At 57.7% G+C, this 18290-nt stretch carries 17 protein-coding genes; 9 read left to right on the forward strand and 8 right to left on the reverse strand.

From position 1 onward, the window contains the following. Positions 1–132: 132 nt before the first annotated feature. Both mobB and mobA read right to left on the reverse strand, forming a co-directional pair. Positions 133–651 carry a molybdopterin-guanine dinucleotide biosynthesis protein MobB gene (gene mobB, locus ACJ8IN_RS19115; RefSeq protein ID WP_060424781.1) on the reverse strand — a complete coding sequence of 173 codons (519 nt, stop codon included), beginning with the start codon at positions 649–651 and terminating at the stop codon, positions 133–135. After that, a complete protein-coding gene (gene mobA / locus ACJ8IN_RS19120; RefSeq protein WP_033636501.1) occupies positions 648–1238 on the reverse strand; it encodes a molybdenum cofactor guanylyltransferase MobA in 591 nt (196 codons plus the stop codon). Before mobA ends, mobB begins: the two co-directional genes overlap by 4 nt. Before the next feature lie 148 nt (positions 1239–1386). Here mobA and ACJ8IN_RS19125 point away from each other — a divergent pair, with 148 nt between their 5' ends. From ACJ8IN_RS19125 to dsbA, 3 genes are all read left to right on the forward strand, one after another. Then, entirely contained in the window at positions 1387–1656 is a 270-nt protein-coding gene (locus ACJ8IN_RS19125) for a YihD family protein (RefSeq protein WP_033638631.1), read from the forward strand. Positions 1657–1754: 98 nt separating this feature from the next. Next, the gene (locus ACJ8IN_RS19130; protein ID WP_308326134.1) at positions 1755–2741 is read left to right on the forward strand and encodes a serine/threonine protein kinase; all 987 of its coding nucleotides are present in this window, start codon (positions 1755–1757) and stop codon (positions 2739–2741) included. Between the two features lie 29 nt (positions 2742–2770). Continuing rightward, entirely contained in the window at positions 2771–3394 is a 624-nt protein-coding gene (gene dsbA / locus ACJ8IN_RS19135) for a thiol:disulfide interchange protein DsbA (RefSeq protein WP_004931264.1), read from the forward strand. Positions 3395–3441: 47 nt separating this feature from the next. Here dsbA and ACJ8IN_RS19140 read toward each other — a convergent pair whose 3' ends face one another. Further along, entirely contained in the window at positions 3442–4338 is an 897-nt protein-coding gene (locus tag ACJ8IN_RS19140) for an acyltransferase (RefSeq protein WP_033636498.1), read from the reverse strand. A gap of 497 nt (positions 4339–4835) precedes the next feature. Between ACJ8IN_RS19140 and polA the strand changes: the two genes are divergently transcribed. Both polA and ACJ8IN_RS19150 read left to right on the forward strand, forming a co-directional pair. Beyond that, positions 4836–7634 (forward strand): DNA polymerase I, encoded by a 2799-nt coding sequence (gene polA / locus ACJ8IN_RS19145; protein WP_047569990.1) that lies wholly within the window; start codon positions 4836–4838, stop codon positions 7632–7634. Positions 7635–7825: 191 nt separating this feature from the next. Continuing rightward, positions 7826–7873 (forward strand): spot 42 RNA, inhibition of DNA synthesis, encoded by a 48-nt coding sequence (locus ACJ8IN_RS19150; RefSeq protein ID WP_071892919.1) that lies wholly within the window; start codon positions 7826–7828, stop codon positions 7871–7873. 279 nt (positions 7874–8152) lie between these two features. Here ACJ8IN_RS19150 and yihA read toward each other — a convergent pair whose 3' ends face one another. Then, positions 8153–8797 carry a ribosome biogenesis GTP-binding protein YihA/YsxC gene (gene yihA / locus ACJ8IN_RS19155; RefSeq protein WP_019452177.1) on the reverse strand — a complete coding sequence of 215 codons (645 nt, stop codon included), beginning with the start codon at positions 8795–8797 and terminating at the stop codon, positions 8153–8155. Between the two features lie 505 nt (positions 8798–9302). Here yihA and ACJ8IN_RS19160 point away from each other — a divergent pair. From ACJ8IN_RS19160 to hemN, 3 genes are all read left to right on the forward strand, one after another. Then, a complete protein-coding gene (locus tag ACJ8IN_RS19160; protein ID WP_223182053.1) occupies positions 9303–9506 on the forward strand; it encodes a hypothetical protein in 204 nt (67 codons plus the stop codon). Positions 9507–9531: 25 nt separating this feature from the next. Further along, on the forward strand, positions 9532–10071 hold the full coding sequence (gene yihI / locus ACJ8IN_RS19165; RefSeq protein ID WP_308326133.1) for a Der GTPase-activating protein YihI: 540 nt from the start codon (positions 9532–9534) through the stop codon (positions 10069–10071). 182 nt (positions 10072–10253) lie between these two features. Continuing rightward, complete coding sequence (gene hemN, locus ACJ8IN_RS19170) at positions 10254–11627, forward strand: oxygen-independent coproporphyrinogen III oxidase (protein WP_033649750.1); 1374 nt, start codon at positions 10254–10256, stop codon at positions 11625–11627. A 34-nt stretch (positions 11628–11661) separates the two neighbouring features. Here hemN and ACJ8IN_RS19175 read toward each other — a convergent pair whose 3' ends face one another. From ACJ8IN_RS19175 to glnA, 4 genes are all read right to left on the reverse strand, one after another. Then, the gene (locus tag ACJ8IN_RS19175) at positions 11662–11784 is read right to left on the reverse strand and encodes a YshB family small membrane protein (RefSeq protein ID WP_015379453.1); all 123 of its coding nucleotides are present in this window, start codon (positions 11782–11784) and stop codon (positions 11662–11664) included. Positions 11785–11897: 113 nt separating this feature from the next. Next, on the reverse strand, positions 11898–13310 hold the full coding sequence (glnG, locus tag ACJ8IN_RS19180) for a nitrogen regulation protein NR(I) (protein ID WP_015379452.1): 1413 nt from the start codon (positions 13308–13310) through the stop codon (positions 11898–11900). Positions 13311–13318: 8 nt separating this feature from the next. Continuing rightward, positions 13319–14368: a nitrogen regulation protein NR(II) gene (glnL, locus tag ACJ8IN_RS19185; protein WP_004931246.1), complete on the reverse strand. Its 1050-nt coding sequence runs from the start codon at positions 14366–14368 to the stop codon at positions 13319–13321. A gap of 193 nt (positions 14369–14561) precedes the next feature. Beyond that, positions 14562–15971, reverse strand: coding sequence for a glutamate--ammonia ligase (glnA, locus tag ACJ8IN_RS19190; RefSeq protein WP_004931244.1), 1410 nt, complete (start codon positions 15969–15971; stop codon positions 14562–14564). Positions 15972–16341: 370 nt separating this feature from the next. Here glnA and typA point away from each other — a divergent pair, with 370 nt between their 5' ends. Then, complete coding sequence (gene typA / locus ACJ8IN_RS19195; protein ID WP_004931243.1) at positions 16342–18165, forward strand: ribosome-dependent GTPase TypA; 1824 nt, start codon at positions 16342–16344, stop codon at positions 18163–18165. Positions 18166–18290 lie beyond the last annotated feature (125 nt).

An 18290-nucleotide genomic window follows, 5' to 3' on the forward strand; every position in this document is an offset into this window, starting at 1 on the left:
GCGGCGGCCCCGGAGGGGAGAGTCTCAGGATGAGACGAATTGTGTAGGACACTGCCAGGCATCAAACCAAGCCGAAAGCCCTGAACTGACGTTCAGGGCTTTTTGCTATGCGTAAAACGCAAAAAAGCGCAGCTACGCTGCGCCTTTCAACCACTCGACAATAAAGTCGGCGATACTTTCCGGTTGATTGAGATCCAACTGCTTAGCCGCGATGGATAGCGGCCGGTCGCTGGCTACCGCCACGACAAACTGATCCAGCATGTCTTCCAACGGTCTGCCGATCTCGGCCCGATAAAGCAGAATCTTGCTGACCGGCTCATATTTGAACCCTTCCACCAGAATCAAATCGACCTTATCGGCGTCAAAACGCCCTGCCAGGTAGCGTAGATCCAAAGGTTGTTGCTCCGGCGTTTCGGTCATCAATGCCCAACGGCGATCGCTGGCGACCAGCGTTTGGTCGGCACCCGCTTTGCGCAGCTCATAGCTGTCTTTACCCGGCGTATCCACATCCATGTCGTGATGCGTATGCTTTATCAGCCCAACCCGCACCTGGCGCTCTTTCAGCATTGGGATCAATTGCTTGAGCAGGGTGGTTTTCCCCGTCCCGCTGTAGGCGCCGATGGCCAGCAAAGGGGGCAATGAACGATTCATGTTTTTAGCTCTCGTGCTTGCTGCCAGTGCAGGCAGTCTTCCGGCGTATTCAGGTTATGAAATGCCGTTTGCTGCCCGCTGAACACCACGCGTTGTGCGTTAATCTGATGCAAGAACAGCATCAGCTTGCGTTCACCGCGCGCCAGATAGTCGGCCAGCTGCGGCGCTATTTGGGTATGCAATAATGCCAGCGTAGGGTGATCTCGTTCACCATCGCTGGCAAAGGCTGCTGGCGCCGCGCCTTTTTGCCGCCATAGCTGCGCGACTAAGTCGGCGGGAAAGTCGGGGACGTCACAAGGGACGAAGGCCACCCACTCGCTGGGGGCCTGTTTGAGCCCGGCGAGCATCCCGGCCAACGGCCCGGCGAAATCGGGCGTCAGATCGCCAATCACCGGCAAACCGCTCGCCTGGTAACGTGCCTGATTGCGATTGGCGCTGATGGCGACGGAAGCCACTTGCGGCCGTAACCGAGCCAATACGTGTTGATAGAGTGCGATACCGGCAATCGACACCAGGCCTTTGTCTTCACCGCCCATACGCGTGGCCCGTCCGCCGGCCAAAATGACGCCGCTGATTTCTTTATGCATCTCGTTTATCCCGCCTTGTCGATGCGCTGATTGTAGCGCTAAAGCCGGTGCGACATCAGGATTTACCTTTATTGACAAGCCGGTTCTTTCACTGCGTGGGTAAGCCTGTTACTTTGTGAGTTTATTCATGCTATTGGACGATATTGAGATGAAAACGCATCGCGTAAACGAGTTGATCGAGCTGTTGCACCCGGCCTGGCAGGAAGATCCCGATCTCAATTTGATGCAGTTTTTGCAAAAGCTGGCGCAGGAAGCGGGCTTCCAGGGCGAGTTGTCCGAACTGAGCGACGACATTCTTATTTACCATCTGAAAATGCGCGGCAGCGCCGGCACGGATCAGATCCCGGGCCTGAAGAAAGATTACGAAGAAGATTTTAAAACGGCGCTGTTGCGCGCTCGCGGCGTTATCAAGGACTGATCCTCGCGCGGTGCGAGAAAGCATAGCGCGTCAAATGCGCCATTAATGCTACTATTTCTCATTCCCGGCACCGTGCTGTCAGCGATCAAACGAACGTTATGAATAACTCTGCTTTTAATTTCGACACCCTGTCGCCCGATTTGATTATGGACGCGCTAGAAGGGGTTGGCCTGCGCGTCGATTCCGGCCTGACGGCGCTGAACAGCTATGAGAACCGCGTCTATCAGTTTATAGACGAAGATCGCCGGCGCTACGTAGTGAAGTTTTACCGCCCGGAGCGCTGGAGCGCCGCACAAATCGGTGAGGAACATCAGTTCGCTCTGGATCTGGCCAGCGCGGAAATTCCGGCGGTGGCGCCGCTGGCGCTGCAAGGCGCTACGCTGCATACGCACGGTGGATTCTTCTTTACCCTGTTTCCCAGCGTGGGCGGGCGCCAATATGAGATAGACAACCTGGATCAGTTGGAATGGGTGGGTCGTTTCCTGGGCCGTATCCATCAGGTCGGCGGCGAGCGTTTGTTCGCCGAACGGCCGACGATGGGGGTTGAAGAGTATCTCACCGCCCCGCGTCAGGTGTTGGCCGATTGCGGGCTGTTGCCGGCAGCACAGCGTGACGCGTTCCTGCTGGCAACGGACAACCTGATTGCGGCGATCAAGGCGAACTGGCATCTGGACTGGCAGCCACGCCGTTTGCACGGTGATTGCCATCCCGGCAATATTCTGTGGCGCGACGGCCCGCTGTTCGTCGATCTTGATGACGCGCGTAACGGCCCGGCGGTGCAGGATTTGTGGATGCTGTTGCACGGTGAGCGGCGCGATCAATTGATGCAGCTGGACGTCTTGCTGGAAGCGTACGGCGAATTTGCCGAGTTCGACCAACGCGAGCTGGCGTTGATTGAGCCGCTGCGGGCGATGCGCATGGTGTATTACCTGGCCTGGGTCGCCCGCCGTTGGCAGGATCCGGCCTTCCCTAAGAGTTTTCCGTGGATGGCGGAGTCTGATTTCTGGTTGTCTCAGACTGCGGCCTTCACCGAACAGGTTAAGCTGTTGCAGGAGCCCCCTCTGCAGCTGACGCCAATGTATTGAAGCTTTAACACAATGGAGAGTTTAGTCTTATGAAAAAAATATGGTTGGCGCTCGTTGGCATGGTGATGGCCTTCAGTGCCTCGGCGGCACAGTTCAGCGATGGCGCTCAGTACGTGACCCTGGACAAGCCGGTGACCGGTGAGCCTCAGGTGCTGGAGTTCTTCTCCTTCTACTGCCCGCACTGCTACCAGTTCGAGCAGGTCTATCACGTGTCCGAGAACGTGAAGAAGGCGCTGCCTGCTGGCACCAAAATGACCAAGTACCACGTTGAGTTCCTGGGGCCGCTGGGCAAACAGCTGACTCAGGCATGGGCGGTGGCGATGGCGCTGGGCGTGGAAGACAAGGTAAGCCCGTTGATGTTTGAAGCGGTGCAGAAAACCCAGACCGTGCAAACGCCGGACGATATCCGTAACGTCTTCGTGAAAGCGGGCGTGACCGCCGCAGATTATGACGCGGCATGGAACAGCTTCGTGGTGAAATCTCTGGTGGTTCAACAGGAGAAAGCCGCGGAAGATCTGCAGCTGCGCGGTGTGCCGGCGGTATTCGTGAACGGCAAATACATGGTTAAAAACGATGGCCTGGACACCAGCTCGATGGACGCTTACGTGAAGCAGTTCGCCGATGTGGTTAAATTCCTCAGCCAGCAGAAATAAGCCAGATTCAACATGAAAAACGCCGGCGTTCGTTGCCGGCGTTTTTTTTATCCGTATTGCCGCTTCAATTTATCCAGCAGCCGGTCTTTTTCCTGCCACAGCGTATTCAGCCACAGTTGGAAACGCCGCTTGAACTGCTTGTCGTTGAAATAGTCCCCGTGCAGGGTTTCATCGATCGGTAGCGTCTCTATTCTTACCACGATGCGCGTCAAACGACCGCACAGCATATCCAGAAAAGGCCGTTGGTTATTTTCCGGATAGAGCAGAGTGACGTTCAACACTTTGTCGAACTGATTGCCCAGCGCGCTAAGGGTAAACGCGATGCCGGCGGCTTTGGGCGCCAGCAAATTGCGATACGGCGAATTGCTTTTAATTTTCTTAGCTTCGGTGAAGCGCGAACCTTCGACGAAATTGACGATGGTGGTTGGACGTTGACGGAATTTTTCGCAGGAACGGCGCGTGGTTTCGATATCCTTGCCGCGCTTCTCCGGATGCTTGAGCAAATAGGCGCGGGAGTAACGCTTCATGAATGGCATATCCAGCGCCCAGCAGGCCAGGCCGACAAAAGGCACCCAGGCGAGCTGTTGCTTGAGGAAATACTTATTCATTGGAATATGATTTCTGAACAGCACGCACAACACGACAATGTCTGACCAGCTTTCGTGGTTGCTGATCAGCAGATACCAGTTTTTGCGATCCAGCCCTTCCAGCCCTTCAATATCCCAACGCAATTGCCCGTTAATGCGCAATAACAACGCCAACCCCTGACACCAACACCACATCATGAAATCGGCAAAAGCAGAGATATATCGCCAGACGGCGGGAATGGGCACCAGGAGTTTCACGATGCCGGCCAGCGTGATGGGGATAGAACACAACACCGTCACCAGAATGGTGAGTATGACGGAAATGATAAAAATAACAGGTGTTAACAATCTTGGCATGGTTATGGGCTGACGGTTGTTGGGAACATCGTTGCATGCCGAAGCGCATGAACAAAAGCCTATTTTAACAGAGAATGTCGGGGTAAAGCGCCGCTAAAAATCACTGTTTTTGGCCTCGCCGGATAACCATTTGCCGAGTTTTTGTGCAACTTGTCCAGCTTGTGCTAAGGTAATTGAGGCGCCGAATTTGATTAATAGTGCGATTAAAATCCGGCGAAAGTTATATCCACAAATCCAATAAAAGCCAGTAATAAAGCGTCGCCGGAATTCGTTCTTTTAACGCGGTGATTTAAATAGGAATTTTATTCGCCGTTATAACGATAATCACAACGTTATAATTCGGTCTCTTTTCTATGCACAAAGTTATCCACAGGTAAGATCTTGCGGATCCTCGCGCACAATCTCATCATTTTCGTCCGCAATGCACGCTAAGGTTCGTCTCCGGCGGCCAGCTATGGCATGCTTACCCCTATGTCCGATCACGATAAAGAAACGCTATGGCCCAGATTGCAGAAAACCCACTAATCCTGGTTGACGGTTCCTCCTACCTCTACCGTGCTTATCACGCCTTCCCGCCTCTGACCAACTCGGCGGGCGAGCCGACCGGCGCGATGTACGGCGTGCTGAATATGCTGCGCAGCCTGCTGCTGCAGTATCAACCGAGCCACGTTGCCGTGGTGTTTGATGCCAAAGGGAAGACCTTTCGCGATGATCTCTTCGCCGAATACAAATCGCACCGGCCACCGATGCCGGACGATCTGCGTGCGCAGATCGAGCCGCTGCATAACATGGTCAAGGCGATGGGCCTGCCGCTGCTGGTGACGCCCGGCGTTGAGGCGGACGACGTCATCGGTACGCTGGCGCTGGAGGCCGAAAAAGCTGGCCACGCGGTGCTGATCAGCACCGGCGACAAAGACATGGCGCAGCTGGTGACGCCGAACGTCACCCTGATCAACACCATGAACAACACCATCCTCGGCCCGCAGGAAGTGTGCGACAAGTACGGTATTCCGCCGGAGCTGATCATCGACTTCCTGGCGCTGATGGGCGATTCATCGGACAACATTCCCGGCGTGCCGGGCGTGGGTGAGAAAACCGCTCAGGCGTTGCTGCAGGGTATCGGCGGGCTGGATGCGCTGTACGGCAATCTGGAGAATATCGCCACGCTGAGCTTCCGCGGCGCCAAAACCATGGCGGCTAAGCTGGAGCAGAACAAAGAGGTCGCGTACCTCTCCTATAAGCTGGCGACGATCAAAACCGACGTTGAGCTGGATCTGACCTGCGCGGATCTGACGGTCTCTGCACCGGATGTCGATACGCTGCAGCAGCTGTTCAAACAGTACGAATTCAAACGCTGGCTGGCGGACGTGGAAGCCGGCGTATGGTTGGAAAACAAGAAAGGCGCGGGAGCGAAAGCTGCCGGCGGTGGCAAACCGGCCGCCGCCGCGGAAGCGCCGAAGGCGCTGGCGGAGGCCAAGCTGTCCCAGGACGGTTATGTCACCATTCTGGATGAAGCGGCCTTTACCGACTGGCTGGCGCGGCTGAAAAAGGCCGACGTGTTTGCCTTCGATACCGAAACCGATGGTCTGGATACCCTGACCGCCAACCTGATCGGCCTGTCCTTCGCGATCGCGCCGGGCGAAGCGGCTTATTTGCCGGTGGCGCACGATTATCTGGACGCTCCGCCACAGTTGGACCGAGCCTACGTGCTGGAAGCGCTCAAGCCGCTGCTGGAGGACGAGAAGGCGCTGAAGGTCGGGCAAAACCTGAAGTTCGACATGAGCCTGCTGGCGCGCTACGGCATTGAGATGCGCGGCATCGCCTACGACACCATGCTGGAGTCCTATGTGCTGGACAGCGTCGGCGGCCGTCACGATATGGACAGCCTGGCCGATCGTTATCTGGGCCATAAAACCATCACCTTCGAAGAGATCGCCGGCAAGGGCAAAAACCAGCTGACGTTCAATCAGATCGCGCTGGAGCAGGCGGCGCCTTACGCCGCCGAAGACGCCGATGTCACGCTGCAGTTGCACCTGGCGATGTGGCCGCAGTTGAAACAGAGCGCAGAGCTGCTGACGGTGTTCAACGAGATTGAAATGCCGCTGCTGCCGGTGCTGTCGCATATCGAACGCACCGGGGTGCTGATCGATCCGGCCATTTTGTCGGCCCACTCCCAGGAGCTGGCCAAGCGTCTGGCTGAGCTGGAGGCGCAGGCCCACGAGCTGGCGGAAGAGCCGTTCAACCTGGCGTCGACCAAGCAGCTGCAGGCTATCTTGTACGAGAAACAAAAGTTGCCGGTGCTGAAGAAAACCCCAGGCGGTGCGCCTTCTACCAACGAAGAAGTGCTGGCCGAGCTGGCGCTGGATTACCCGCTGCCGAAGGTGATCCTGGAATACCGCGGCCTGGCGAAGCTGAAGACCACCTATACCGACAAGCTACCGCTGATGATCAACCCGGTCAGCGGCCGGGTACACACCTCGTACCATCAGGCGGTGACTGCGACCGGCCGTCTCTCCTCGAGCGATCCGAACCTGCAGAACATCCCGGTGCGCAACGAAGAAGGGCGGCGCATCCGCCAGGCTTTCATCGCGCCGGAAGGCTACCGCATCGTCGCGGCCGACTACTCGCAGATTGAGCTGCGCATCATGGCGCATCTGTCACAGGATGAAGGGCTGCTGAAGGCCTTCGCCGAAGGGAAAGACATTCACCGCGCCACGGCGTCGGAAGTCTTCGGTGTGCCGTTGGATAAAGTGACCGGCGAACAGCGCCGCAGCGCCAAGGCGATTAACTTTGGCCTGATTTACGGCATGAGCGCCTTCGGCCTGGCGCGCCAGTTGGGGATCCCGCGTGGGGAAGCCCAGCGCTATATGGATCTGTACTTCGAGCGTTACCCGGGCGTGCTGGACTACATGGAGCGCACCCGTCAGCAGGCTTCCGAACAGGGCTATGTCAGCACGCTGGACGGGCGCCGCCTGTACCTGCCGGACGTCCGCTCCAGCAACGCCATGCGCCGCAAGGCGGCCGAGCGCGCCGCCATTAACGCCCCGATGCAGGGCACCGCGGCCGATATCATCAAGCGTGCGATGATCGAGGTCGACGCCTGGCTGCAAGGGCAGGAGAAGCCGTTGGTGCGCGCGATCATGCAGGTGCACGATGAATTGGTATTTGAGGTGCATGAGTCGGTGATCGAAGAAGCCAGCCAACGCATCCGTCAATTGATGGAAGGCAGCATGACCCTGGCGGTGCCGCTGAAGGTCGACGTGGGCGTCGGCATGAACTGGGATGAGGCGCACTGATTACCGGGTTATCGCCGGATGCGCTAACTGGCGATAACCTAAGCACTTTTCGTAATTAAGCTACAAGATGCGGCGATAGTTTCCCCAACTTCGCCGTTCTTGTGCCGCAAATTGTGTAAGTAAACTACAAAAAATTCTTTTGCCCTGCGAAAAAATAAGGTAGAGTTACAGGCGTAGGGTACAGAGGTAAGATGTTCTATCTTTCAGACCTTTTACTTCACGTAATCGGATTTGGCTGAATATTTAGCCGCCCCAGTCAGTATTGACTGGGGCGTTTTTTATTGTAAAAACAGCAGCAAACCATACGTTTTTCCTATCGCTCCGCACCGCTTTTCGTTCCTGCTTCCCCCCCTCTCGACTCGCGTAATCCGGCGAGATAAGCCAGCCCTGGCGATAAGTTTTTATGATGGCTTTATTTCAGAACTGTAATTAGATAACAAAAAATCCCGCCTGCGGCTGAACTGCGGGTATAAAAAAGCCGATGCGGCGAGGCATCGGCTCTGGCGTTCGGCCTGGGCTTATTCGCCGGCTTCGTCTTCCGGCAGCACTTCCGGTGGGATCTCGTTAAACCAGGTGTCCAGCTTCTGGCGCAGCTTGTCGACGCCGATCTTCTTCAGCGACGAGAAGGCTTCAACCTGGATATCCCCCATAAACGGCAGCACCGCTTCACGCACCATATTGAGCTGCGCCTTGCGTGCGCCGGAGGCCAGCTTGTCGGCCTTGGTCAGCAGCACCAGCACCGGCGTGCCGACGTCGACCGCCCACTGGATCATCTGCTGGTCGAGATCTTTCAGCGGATGGCGAATATCCATCAGCACCACCAGGCCTTTCAGGCTGTTGCGCATCTGCAGGTATTCGCCCAGCGCGCGCTGCCATTTGCGCTTCATCTCTTCCGGCACTTCGGCGTAGCCGTAACCCGGTAGGTCGACCAGGCGGATGCCGTCTTCCACTTCGAACAGGTTGATCAGCTGGGTGCGCCCCGGCGTCTTACTGGTGCGCGCCAGGCTTTTTTGGTTGGTCAGCGTATTCAGCGCGCTGGATTTCCCGGCGTTGGAACGGCCGGCAAAGGCGACTTCAATTCCTGCATCCCCCGGCAGATGGCGAATATCGGGTGCGCTGGTGACGAAATGGGTCACATGATAGTTGTAGTTCTTGCTGGTCAAAATTTTTCGTCTCCGTGAGGATGGCTAACTGGTTGGCGATTATAACTGCATCAGCGGTAAAAATGGCGTGTTTCTCGGTTTTTAAGCGGCGGGACGCGATAAAACGACAGTTATGCCGCGCGTACGTTGTGAGACATTTGCCATTCGAATCGCGGGTAATGTCGCTTTATTCGAAAGTGATGTTTCTGTTTTTATTTTAAAAACAATATGTTGTTTTTTCGTTGTAGGGAAATGTCGTCCAAATCGGCGTCAGGTGCCTTGAGCCTTGGCAACAATAACGTAAAGTAGTCGTTAACGCAGGGTTGCGCAGGATTAAGGAACATCCGGGAAGGATGACAAATCTCAGGGAATGCACAGGGCGTGCAATGAGTGCCAGGATGAACGCAACAGGAAGTGACCCTTTCGCACCGGAACAGGCGGCAGGCACATCGGATGGTGAAGTATTGGCAGTTTGGATGCCGGCAGGAAGCTCGCTCGGGAAGAGCGAATGCGAATGGATTGCGCCATGGACGATTTTTCTTTCAGGATGAAGGACGTAGTGGCAGGGAATGCGGTTATAGCAGAAGGAAAAACCGGGATGTTGCATGTGCGCAAGGAGCGCGTAACAGGAATACCCTTCGCAAGAAGGTGCGAAATAGGCGGCAGGTTTAACCTGCCGCCTTTTTTCTTTGTCCGCTTTCTGCTAGATTCCGCCGCAATTCTATACTGAATCTACATACCTAAGAGCACACGCTATGAACCAGCCATCAAAAGCACCTCGCGGCAGCGCGGCGAAGTCAAAAACGAAAAAGAAAAGCCGTATGGAGCTCGATCAGGAAGCGCGCGAGCGCAAACGCCTGAAAAAGCGCCGCGGCCACGCTTCCGGTTCGCGCACCCAGGTCGAGTCCGGCAGCCAGAAGAACAAATCGGCGGCGGAAGCCAAAGATCCGCGTATCGGCAGTAAAGTGCCGGTTGCGCTGGTGGTCGACGAAACCAAAGCGAAGGCCAAACCGCAGCCGAAGCCAAAGGCCGAAGCGAAACCGCGCCTGTCGCCGGAAGAAGAGCTGGCGAAGCTGGAAAATGACGAACGCCTGAACGCGCTGCTGGATCGCATCGACGATGGCGAAACGCTGAACGCGGAAGAGCAGACCTATGTCGATAAAACGTTGGATCGCATCGATGTGCTGATGGACGTGTTGGGCATTGAACTGGGTGAAGACGACGACGAAGAAGAAGAGAAGCAGGAAGATATTCTGAAGCTGCTGAAAGGCGGCAACCCGAAAGACGCTTTTTAACGCGCTATGTGGCTAATCCCGGCAATAGCCCTACTCTTGATGTGTTATCTGCTGTGGTTATTCGGTAAACTATGGCGGCTGTCTAAGCGCAAAGCGCGTTTTCGCAGCGCTTCCGTGGCCAGACAGCGCAGACAACCGCCTCTCTCCAGGCCCGGTAGAAAAAGATATCGGAAGGAGTGAGCATGTCAGAGCAGACGATTGTCTGGGATTTGGCCCTGATCCAAAAATATAACTACTCAGGGCCGCGTTATACTTCATACCCCACGGCGCTGGAGTTTAACCAGCGCTACGACGAAGCGGCGTTTCAACGCGCCGCTGCGCGTTACCCTGAGCGGCCGCTGTCGCTGTATGTGCATATCCCTTTCTGTCATAAGCTGTGTTACTTCTGCGGCTGCAACAAGCTGGTGACGCGCCAGACCCACAAGGCCGATGAGTACCTGAACGTTTTGGCGCAAGAGATCGCCAGCCGTGCGCCGCTGTTCGCCGGCCGCAAGGTCGGCCAGATGCACTGGGGCGGCGGTACGCCGACCTACCTGGATAAAGCGCAAATCAGCCGGTTGGTGGCGTTGCTGCGCGAACACTTTGATTTCCTGCCCGATGCGGAGATGTCGATCGAAGTCGATCCGCGCGAGATAGAGCTGGATGTGCTCGATCATTTACGCGTCGAAGGCTTTAACCGTCTGAGCATGGGGGTGCAGGATTTCAACAAGCAGGTGCAGCAGTTGGTCAACCGCGAGCAGGACGAAGCCTTTATCTTCGCCCTGATTGAGCGGGCCAAAGCGCTGGGCTTCCGCTCGACCAATATCGATCTGATCTACGGCCTGCCGAAACAGACGCCGGAAAGCTTCGCTTTCACGCTGCAGCGGGTGGCTGAATTGAATCCCGATCGCCTCAGCGTGTTCAACTACGCGCATATGCCGAACTTGTTCGCCGCCCAGCGCAAAATCAAAGACGCCGATCTGCCCAGCGCCCAGCAGAAGCTGGATATTCTGCAGCAGAGCATCGCTTTCCTGACCGGCGCCGGCTATCAGTTCATCGGCATGGATCACTTTGCGCGCCCGGACGACGAGCTGGCAATCGCCCAACGCGAAGGCAAGCTGCACCGAAACTTCCAGGGCTATACTACCCAGGGCGACAGCGATCTGCTGGGGCTGGGCGTGTCGGCCATCAGCATGCTCGGCGACAGCTATGCGCAGAACCAGAAAGAGCTGAAGCATTACTATGAGAGCGTACCGGCGCAGGGCAACGCCCTGTGGCGCGGGCTGGCGCTGACGGACGACGATTGCCTGCGGCGCGATCTGATCAAAACCCTGATCTGCAATTTCCGGTTGGCGTATCAGCCGCTCGAACGGCAATACGGCATCGATTTCACCGCTTACTTCGCCGAAGACCTGCAGCTGCTGGCGCCGTTTGAACGCGATGGGCTGGTGGAGCGCGACGAGCAGGGCATTCGCGTCACGCCGCGCGGGCGCTTGCTGATCCGCAATATCTGCATGTGTTTCGACCGCTATCTGCGGCAACAGGCGCGCAGCCAGCAATTCTCACGGGTGATCTGAGGATGAAAAAACAGCCGCTGATGCGGCTGTTTTTTTAACTGAAGAAGTTAATCAGCGCGGCGCACAATACCGCGGCAACCGCCGCCTGCGGGGTGTGGCTGGCGGCGGAGCCCAGCTCCGCGCCCTGAGAAATGAATACGATGAATGAGTCCAGCATCGTCAACCTCCAGAGTGTGCGACACGATCATACTGCGCCCGCACCGGCTGTAAAGCCTGCGGTTGGCGTTTTTTTGTGCGCCGGACGGCGTTTTTCATCATCCATCCCCGTTCCTATTCCATACCCAGCTCTTTGAGCTTGCGGGTCAGGGTATTGCGCCCCCAGCCCAGCAGGCGCGCGGCTTCCTGTTTGTGCCCTTGGGTGTGGCGCAGCGCGGTGGTGAGCAGCGTGCGCTCCATTTCCGGCTGTGCTTCCGACAGCAGGTTTTGATGACCGGAACGCAGCGCGCGATCGGCCCACTGCGCCAGCAGCGTGGCCCAGCTGTCCGGCAGACTGTGACTGGGGCTTTCCGGCGCGGCGGTTTCGAACAGCTCACCCGGTAGATCCTGGATCAGCACTTCCTGCCCGGCGGCCATCACCGTCAGCCAGCGGCAGGTGTTCTCCAGCTGGCGCACGTTGCCCGGCCAGGGCAGGCGGGTCAGCGCGGTTTCGGTTTCCGGGTGCAGGTTCTTGGCCTCGACGCCTAACTCTTTGGCGGCGATCTGCAGGAAGTGGCGCGCCAGCCGCGGGATATCTTCACGGCGCTCGCGCAGCGGCGGCAGGTGTACGCGGATCACGTTCAGGCGGTGGAACAGATCCTCGCGGAACTTGCCTTCCTGCACCCGCAGCTCCAGATTCTGGTGCGTGGCGGCGATGATGCGCACGTCGACCTTCACCGGCGCATAGCCGCCGACCCGGTAGAACTGGCCGTCCGCCAGCACCCGCAGCAGGCGCGTTTGCACGTCGAGCGGCATATCGCCGATCTCGTCGAGGAACAGCGTGCCGCCGTCGGCCTGTTCAAAACGGCCCTGACGGATTTGGTTCGCGCCGGTGAAGGCGCCTTTCTCGTGGCCGAACAGCTCGGACTCGATCAGATCCTTGGGGATGGCGGCCATGTTCAGGGCGATGAACGGCGACTTGGCGCGCGGGCTGTGGCGGTGCAGCGCATGCGCCACCAGCTCCTTGCCGGTGCCGGATTCACCGTTGATCAACACGCTGATCGACGAACGCGACAGCCGGCCGATGATGCGAAACACGTCCTGCATCGCCGGCGCCTCGCCGATGATGTCCGCCGCCGGATCGCTGGCCGGCTGGCTGCGCACCGGCTGCTGCTGCTCCTGATAATGGCTGATGGCGCGCTCGACCAGCGCCACCGCTTCGTCGATGTCGAACGGCTTCGGCAGGTAGTCGAAGGCCCCTTGCTGATAGGCGCTGACGGCGGCGTCCAAATCCGAATGCGCGGTCATGATGATCACCGGCAGCATCGGGTGGCGCTGTTTGATCTGCTTGAGCAGCGCCAGGCCGTCTATGCCCGGCATGCGGATATCGGACAGCAGCACGTCGGGGGTTTGCGTGGCCAAGGCTTCCAGCACGTCATTGCCGCCTTCGAAGGTGGCGCAGCTCAGGCCCGCGCCGGTGAGCGCGCGCTCAAGCACCCAGCGGATGGAGCTATCGTCATCGACGATCCAGACTATCCCTCGTTGCATAGCAAACCTCACTGACGAATGGGCAGGTAGACCGAGAATTCGGTATGACCTGGCCAACTGTTGAATTCAATTTTTCCGCAATGCTGATCGATAAGATTGCGGGCGATGGATAATCCCAGGCCGGTGCCGCCCTCGCGGCCGCTGACCATCGGGTAGAACAGCGTGTCCTGCAGCTGCGCCGGCACGCCGGGGCCGTCGTCTTCGACGTCGATGCGCGCCGCCAGCCGGTAGCGGGTGCCGTGCAGCGTAATCTGAAACGCGGTGCGGGTGCGCAGCGTGATGGTGCCGCCCGCTTCGCCCAGCGCCTGCAGCGCGTTGCGGGTAATGTTCAGTAGCACCTGTTCTATCTGATCCGGGTCGTGGGCCATTTCCGGCAGGCTCGGATCGTAATCGCGCACCAGCGTGACGTTATCCGGCATTTCCAGCGACACCAGCTGGCAGACGCGCTCCGCGACCTGATGAATGCTCTGGGTGATGTGCTGGCCGGGCCGCTGCGGGCCGAGCAGGCGATCCACCAGATTGCGCAGCCGATCGGCCTGCTCGATGATCACCTTGGTGTATTCGGTCAGCGCCGGATCGGGCAGCGCCTTGGCCAGCAGCTGCGCCGCGCCGCGCAGGCCGCCCAGCGGATTTTTAATCTCGTGCGCCAAACCGCGCACCAGATCGCGGGCCGCCACCTGTTGGGCATGCTGCAGCTGTTCCTGGCTCAGGCGGCGCTGATTGTCCATCGGCGCCAGCTCGACCAGAATATAGCCTTCCGGCAGCGCCTGAGCGGTCAGGGAAAGGATATGCGCACGGCCGTCGACCACCAGGGTCACTTCGTTGTCGGTGAAGCCCTGACCGGCGCGCAGGCTTTCACGCATCAAAGAGACGTTCAGCGAAAAATAACCGAGCAAATCGGGCAGCGGCGTGCCGAACAGCTTGCGGGAGCTTTGCGCCAGCAATTGCTGTGCCGCAGGGTTGGCGTAGTGAACCGCCAGAGAGTCATCCAACAGCAGGATGCTGTTGATGAGTGAATTGAGGATCTGCCCAGCATCGGGCAGCTTGCCAGTTGCCATACAGCAGACTCCTGCACCTTTTTAGTGCATCTATCCTACTCCATCCGGGATCGGCGCGGTATGGAATAGTTTTGCAGAAAATACGGTGGAGAAAAAAACCCATCCGAAGATGGGCTGAAAGTTTCCACGGCAACAAAAAAGCGATAACAAAAATGTGGGCGCCGTCCGCCTGCGCAGACGGCGCGGGTAGGGCTTAGACGCTGTAGTACAGTTCGAACTCAACCGGGTGTGGCGTCATGCGAATGCGGTCCATCTCTTCTTTGCGCAGTTCGATGTAGGCATCGATCGCATCGTCGGTGAACACGCCGCCGCGGGTCAGGAACTCGCGGTCTTCGTTCAGTGCGGCCATCGCCTCATCCAGCGAGCCGGCCACTTTTGGGATCTCGGCTTCTTCTTCCGGCGGCAGGTCGTACAGGTTTTTGTCCATGGCGTCGCCAGGGTGGATCTTGTTGATGATGCCGTCCAGGCCGGCCATCAGCAGCGCGGCGAAGCACAGGTATGGGTTAGCCGCCGGATCCGGGAAGCGGGCTTCGATGCGGCGCGCTTTCGGGCTGGCGACCACCGGGATACGGATGGACGCGGAGCGGTTACGGGCGGAGTAAGCCAGCATCACCGGCGCTTCGTAACCCGGCACCAGACGTTTGTACGAGTTGGTGGTCGGGTTGGCCAGGGCGTTGATCGCCTTGGCGTGCTTGATGATGCCGCCGATGTAGAACAGCGCGGTTTCAGACAGGCCGCCGTATTTGTCGCCGGCGAACAGGTTGGTGCCGTTCTTGGACAGCGACATGTGGCAGTGCATGCCGGAACCGTTGTCGCCGAACATAGGCTTCGGCATGAAGGTCGCGGTTTTGCCGAAAGCGTGCGCCACGTTGTGCACCACGTATTTGTAGATCTGAATTTCGTCGGCTTTCTTGGTCATGGTGTTGAAGCGGGTTGCCACTTCGTTCTGACCGGCGGTCGCCACTTCGTGGTGGTGCGCTTCAACCACCAGGCCCATCTCTTCCATGGTCAAGCACATGGTGGAACGCAGATCCTGCGAAGAGTCGACCGGTGGAACCGGGAAGTAACCGCCTTTCACCGCCGGACGGTGGCCTTTGTTGCCGCCGTCGTATTTTGTGCCGGAGTTCCAGGCGCCTTCGATGTCGTCGATGGCCACGTGGGAACCGCGGATGCTGCTGCCGAAGCGGATGTCGTCGAACAGGAAGAACTCAGGCTCTGGCCCGAACAGCACGGTATCCGCGATGCCGGAGGAGCGCAGGAAGTCTTCGGCGCGTTTGGAGATGGAGCGCGGGTCGCGATCGTAGCCTTGCATGGTGCCCGGCTCGAGAATGTCGCAGCGAATGATCAGGGTAGGTTCTTCGAAGAACGGATCCAGAACCGCCGTGCTGGCGTCCGGCATCAGCACCATGTCAGATTCGTTGATGCCCTTCCAACCACCGATAGAGGAGCCGTCAAACATTTTGCCTTCTTCGAAGAAGTCGGCGTTTACCTGGTGAGCCGGGATAGTCACGTGCTGTTCCTTACCCTTGGTGTCAGTGAAACGCAGGTCTACGAATTTCACTTCATGCTCATTCAGCATCGTCAAAACGTGTTCAGCGGACATACTTAACTCTCCCGGTTTATCATTGTCGTCGTCGTGGAACGAATCTGTGGAACTGGCTTTTTTTCGCCTTGAAAAGACTAAAGCGAAAAGCGTGCCAACTTTTTAAAAAGGCGTTCATCGCCTTTCTGCGCGGGTTTTACCCAGCCACAGTATGCACCACCAACGATAAATTGCACTGTTATGGTGCAATAAGGGCGGGTGCAGGCACCGAAATGGTGCAAAAGTGCAGCGATTGCGGCTTTTTGCACCGTGAAAGGGATCACAAACTGACCGGTACGCGGTTGTTTATAAGAGATGGTTGTGATCTTGTTTAGTCCCTCGCTTAATACGTGTACAATAGCGCGCTATTTCTAATGCCCGAGGCAAAGCTGTGATCGAAAATTTGCGTAACATCGCCATTATTGCCCACGTTGACCATGGTAAAACCACCCTGGTTGATAAGCTGCTGCAACAATCCGGTACTTTCGGAGAGCGTGCGGAAGCCACCGAACGCGTAATGGACTCCAACGATTTGGAGAAAGAGCGTGGGATTACCATCCTCGCAAAAAACACCGCCATTAATTGGAACGGTTACCGTATCAACATCGTGGATACCCCGGGACACGCCGACTTCGGCGGCGAGGTAGAGCGCGTGATGTCGATGGTTGACTCGGTGCTGCTGGTTGTGGATGCAATGGATGGCCCTATGCCGCAAACCCGCTTCGTGACCAAGAAGGCCTTCGCCAACGGTCTGAAGCCGATCGTGGTCATCAACAAGGTTGACCGTCCTGGCGCGCGCCCTGACTGGGTTGTGGATCAGGTGTTCGACCTGTTCGTGAACCTCGACGCGACCGACGAGCAGCTCGACTTCCCGATCATCTACGCTTCTGCGCTGAACGGCATCGCCGGCGTCGACCACACCGACATGGCGGAAGACATGACCCCGCTGTATCAGGCGATCGTCGACCACGTGTCTGCGCCGCAGGTTGAGCTGGAAGCGCCATTCCAGATGCAGATCTCCCAGTTGGACTACAACAACTACCTGGGCGTTATCGGCATCGGCCGCATCAAGCGCGGTAAAGTGAAGCCGAACCAGCAGGTCACCATCATCGACAGCGAAGGTAAAACTCGCAACGGTAAAGTGGGCAAAGTGCTGGGCCACCTGGGTCTGGAGCGTATCGACAGCACCTTGGCGGAAGCGGGCGACATCATCGCCATCACCGGCCTGGGCGAGCTGAACATCTCCGACACCATCTGCGACACCAACGCCGTAGAAGCGCTGCCGGCGCTGTCCGTCGACGAACCGACCGTCACCATGTTCTTCAACGTCAACACCTCGCCGTTCTGCGGTAAAGAAGGCAAGTACGTGACGTCGCGTCAGATCCTTGACCGTCTGAACAAGGAGTTAGTGCACAACGTGGCGCTGCGCGTTGAAGAAACCGACGATGCGGACGCCTTCCGCGTTTCCGGCCGTGGCGAACTGCACCTGTCGGTGCTGATCGAAAACATGCGTCGCGAAGGTTTCGAGTTGGCGGTTTCCCGTCCGAAAGTTATCTTCCGCGAAATCGATGGCCGCAAGCAGGAGCCATTCGAGAACGTGACGCTGGATATTGAAGAGCAGCATCAGGGTTCCGTGATGCAGGCGATGGGCGAGCGTAAAGCCGACCTGAAAAACATGGATCCGGACGGTAAGGGCCGCGTGCGTCTCGACTACGTGATCCCAAGCCGCGGTCTGATCGGCTTCCGTAACGAATTCATGACCATGACTTCGGGCACCGGTCTGCTGTACTCCACCTTCAGCCACTACGACGACGTGCGTCCGGGCGAAGTGGGCCAGCGTCAGAACGGCGTGCTGATCTCCAACGGCCAGGGCAAAGCGGTCGCGTTCGCGCTGTTCGGCCTGCAGGATCGCGGCAAGCTGTTCCTGGGCCACGGTGCGGAAGTGTATGAAGGCCAGATCATCGGTATTCACTCGCGTTCCAACGACCTGACCGTAAACTGCCTGACCGGTAAGAAGCTGACCAACATGCGTGCTTCCGGTACTGACGAAGCGACTACCCTGGTTCCGGCCATCAAAATGACCCTGGAGCAAGCTCTGGAGTTCATCGATGACGACGAACTGGTAGAAGTGACGCCAACCTCGATCCGTATCCGTAAGCGTCACCTGACGGAAAACGATCGTAAGCGTGCCAGCCGCGGTCCTAAAGACGCTTAATCGCTGATTGAGTGTCTCATGCTTAGGGCGTGGTTCTCGCGCCCTGAGTTTTTTCCTCTGTTGTTCCCCGTTTGTGCGGCGCGCTATGCGCTTTTCCGTTCGCTCCCTGTTCAGCTGTTCCTTTT

Source organism: Serratia sp. CY31944, assembly GCF_052169175.1.
Classification (GTDB): Bacteria; Pseudomonadota; Gammaproteobacteria; order Enterobacterales; family Enterobacteriaceae; genus Serratia; species Serratia sarumanii.

Bases quoted from the DNA above. Each gene is read 5' to 3' on its own strand.
- mobB (WP_060424781.1), bottom strand. From the start codon at position 651: ATGAATCGTTCATTGCCCCCTTTGCTGGCCATCGGCGCCTACAGCGGG.
- mobA (WP_033636501.1), bottom strand. From the start codon at position 1,238: ATGCATAAAGAAATCAGCGGCGTCATTTTGGCCGGCGGACGGGCCACG.
- ACJ8IN_RS19125 (WP_033638631.1), top strand. From the start codon at position 1,387: ATGAAAACGCATCGCGTAAACGAGTTGATCGAGCTGTTGCACCCGGCC.
- ACJ8IN_RS19130 (WP_308326134.1), top strand. From the start codon at position 1,755: ATGAATAACTCTGCTTTTAATTTCGACACCCTGTCGCCCGATTTGATT.
- dsbA (WP_004931264.1), top strand. From the start codon at position 2,771: ATGAAAAAAATATGGTTGGCGCTCGTTGGCATGGTGATGGCCTTCAGT.
- ACJ8IN_RS19140 (WP_033636498.1), bottom strand. From the start codon at position 4,338: ATGCCAAGATTGTTAACACCTGTTATTTTTATCATTTCCGTCATACTC.
- polA (WP_047569990.1), top strand. From the start codon at position 4,836: ATGGCCCAGATTGCAGAAAACCCACTAATCCTGGTTGACGGTTCCTCC.
- ACJ8IN_RS19160 (WP_223182053.1), top strand. From the start codon at position 9,303: ATGGACGATTTTTCTTTCAGGATGAAGGACGTAGTGGCAGGGAATGCG.
- yihI (WP_308326133.1), top strand. From the start codon at position 9,532: ATGAACCAGCCATCAAAAGCACCTCGCGGCAGCGCGGCGAAGTCAAAA.
- hemN (WP_033649750.1), top strand. From the start codon at position 10,254: ATGTCAGAGCAGACGATTGTCTGGGATTTGGCCCTGATCCAAAAATAT.
- ACJ8IN_RS19175 (WP_015379453.1), bottom strand. From the start codon at position 11,784: ATGCTGGACTCATTCATCGTATTCATTTCTCAGGGCGCGGAGCTGGGC.
- glnG (WP_015379452.1), bottom strand. From the start codon at position 13,310: ATGCAACGAGGGATAGTCTGGATCGTCGATGACGATAGCTCCATCCGC.
- glnL (WP_004931246.1), bottom strand. From the start codon at position 14,368: ATGGCAACTGGCAAGCTGCCCGATGCTGGGCAGATCCTCAATTCACTC.
- glnA (WP_004931244.1), bottom strand. From the start codon at position 15,971: ATGTCCGCTGAACACGTTTTGACGATGCTGAATGAGCATGAAGTGAAA.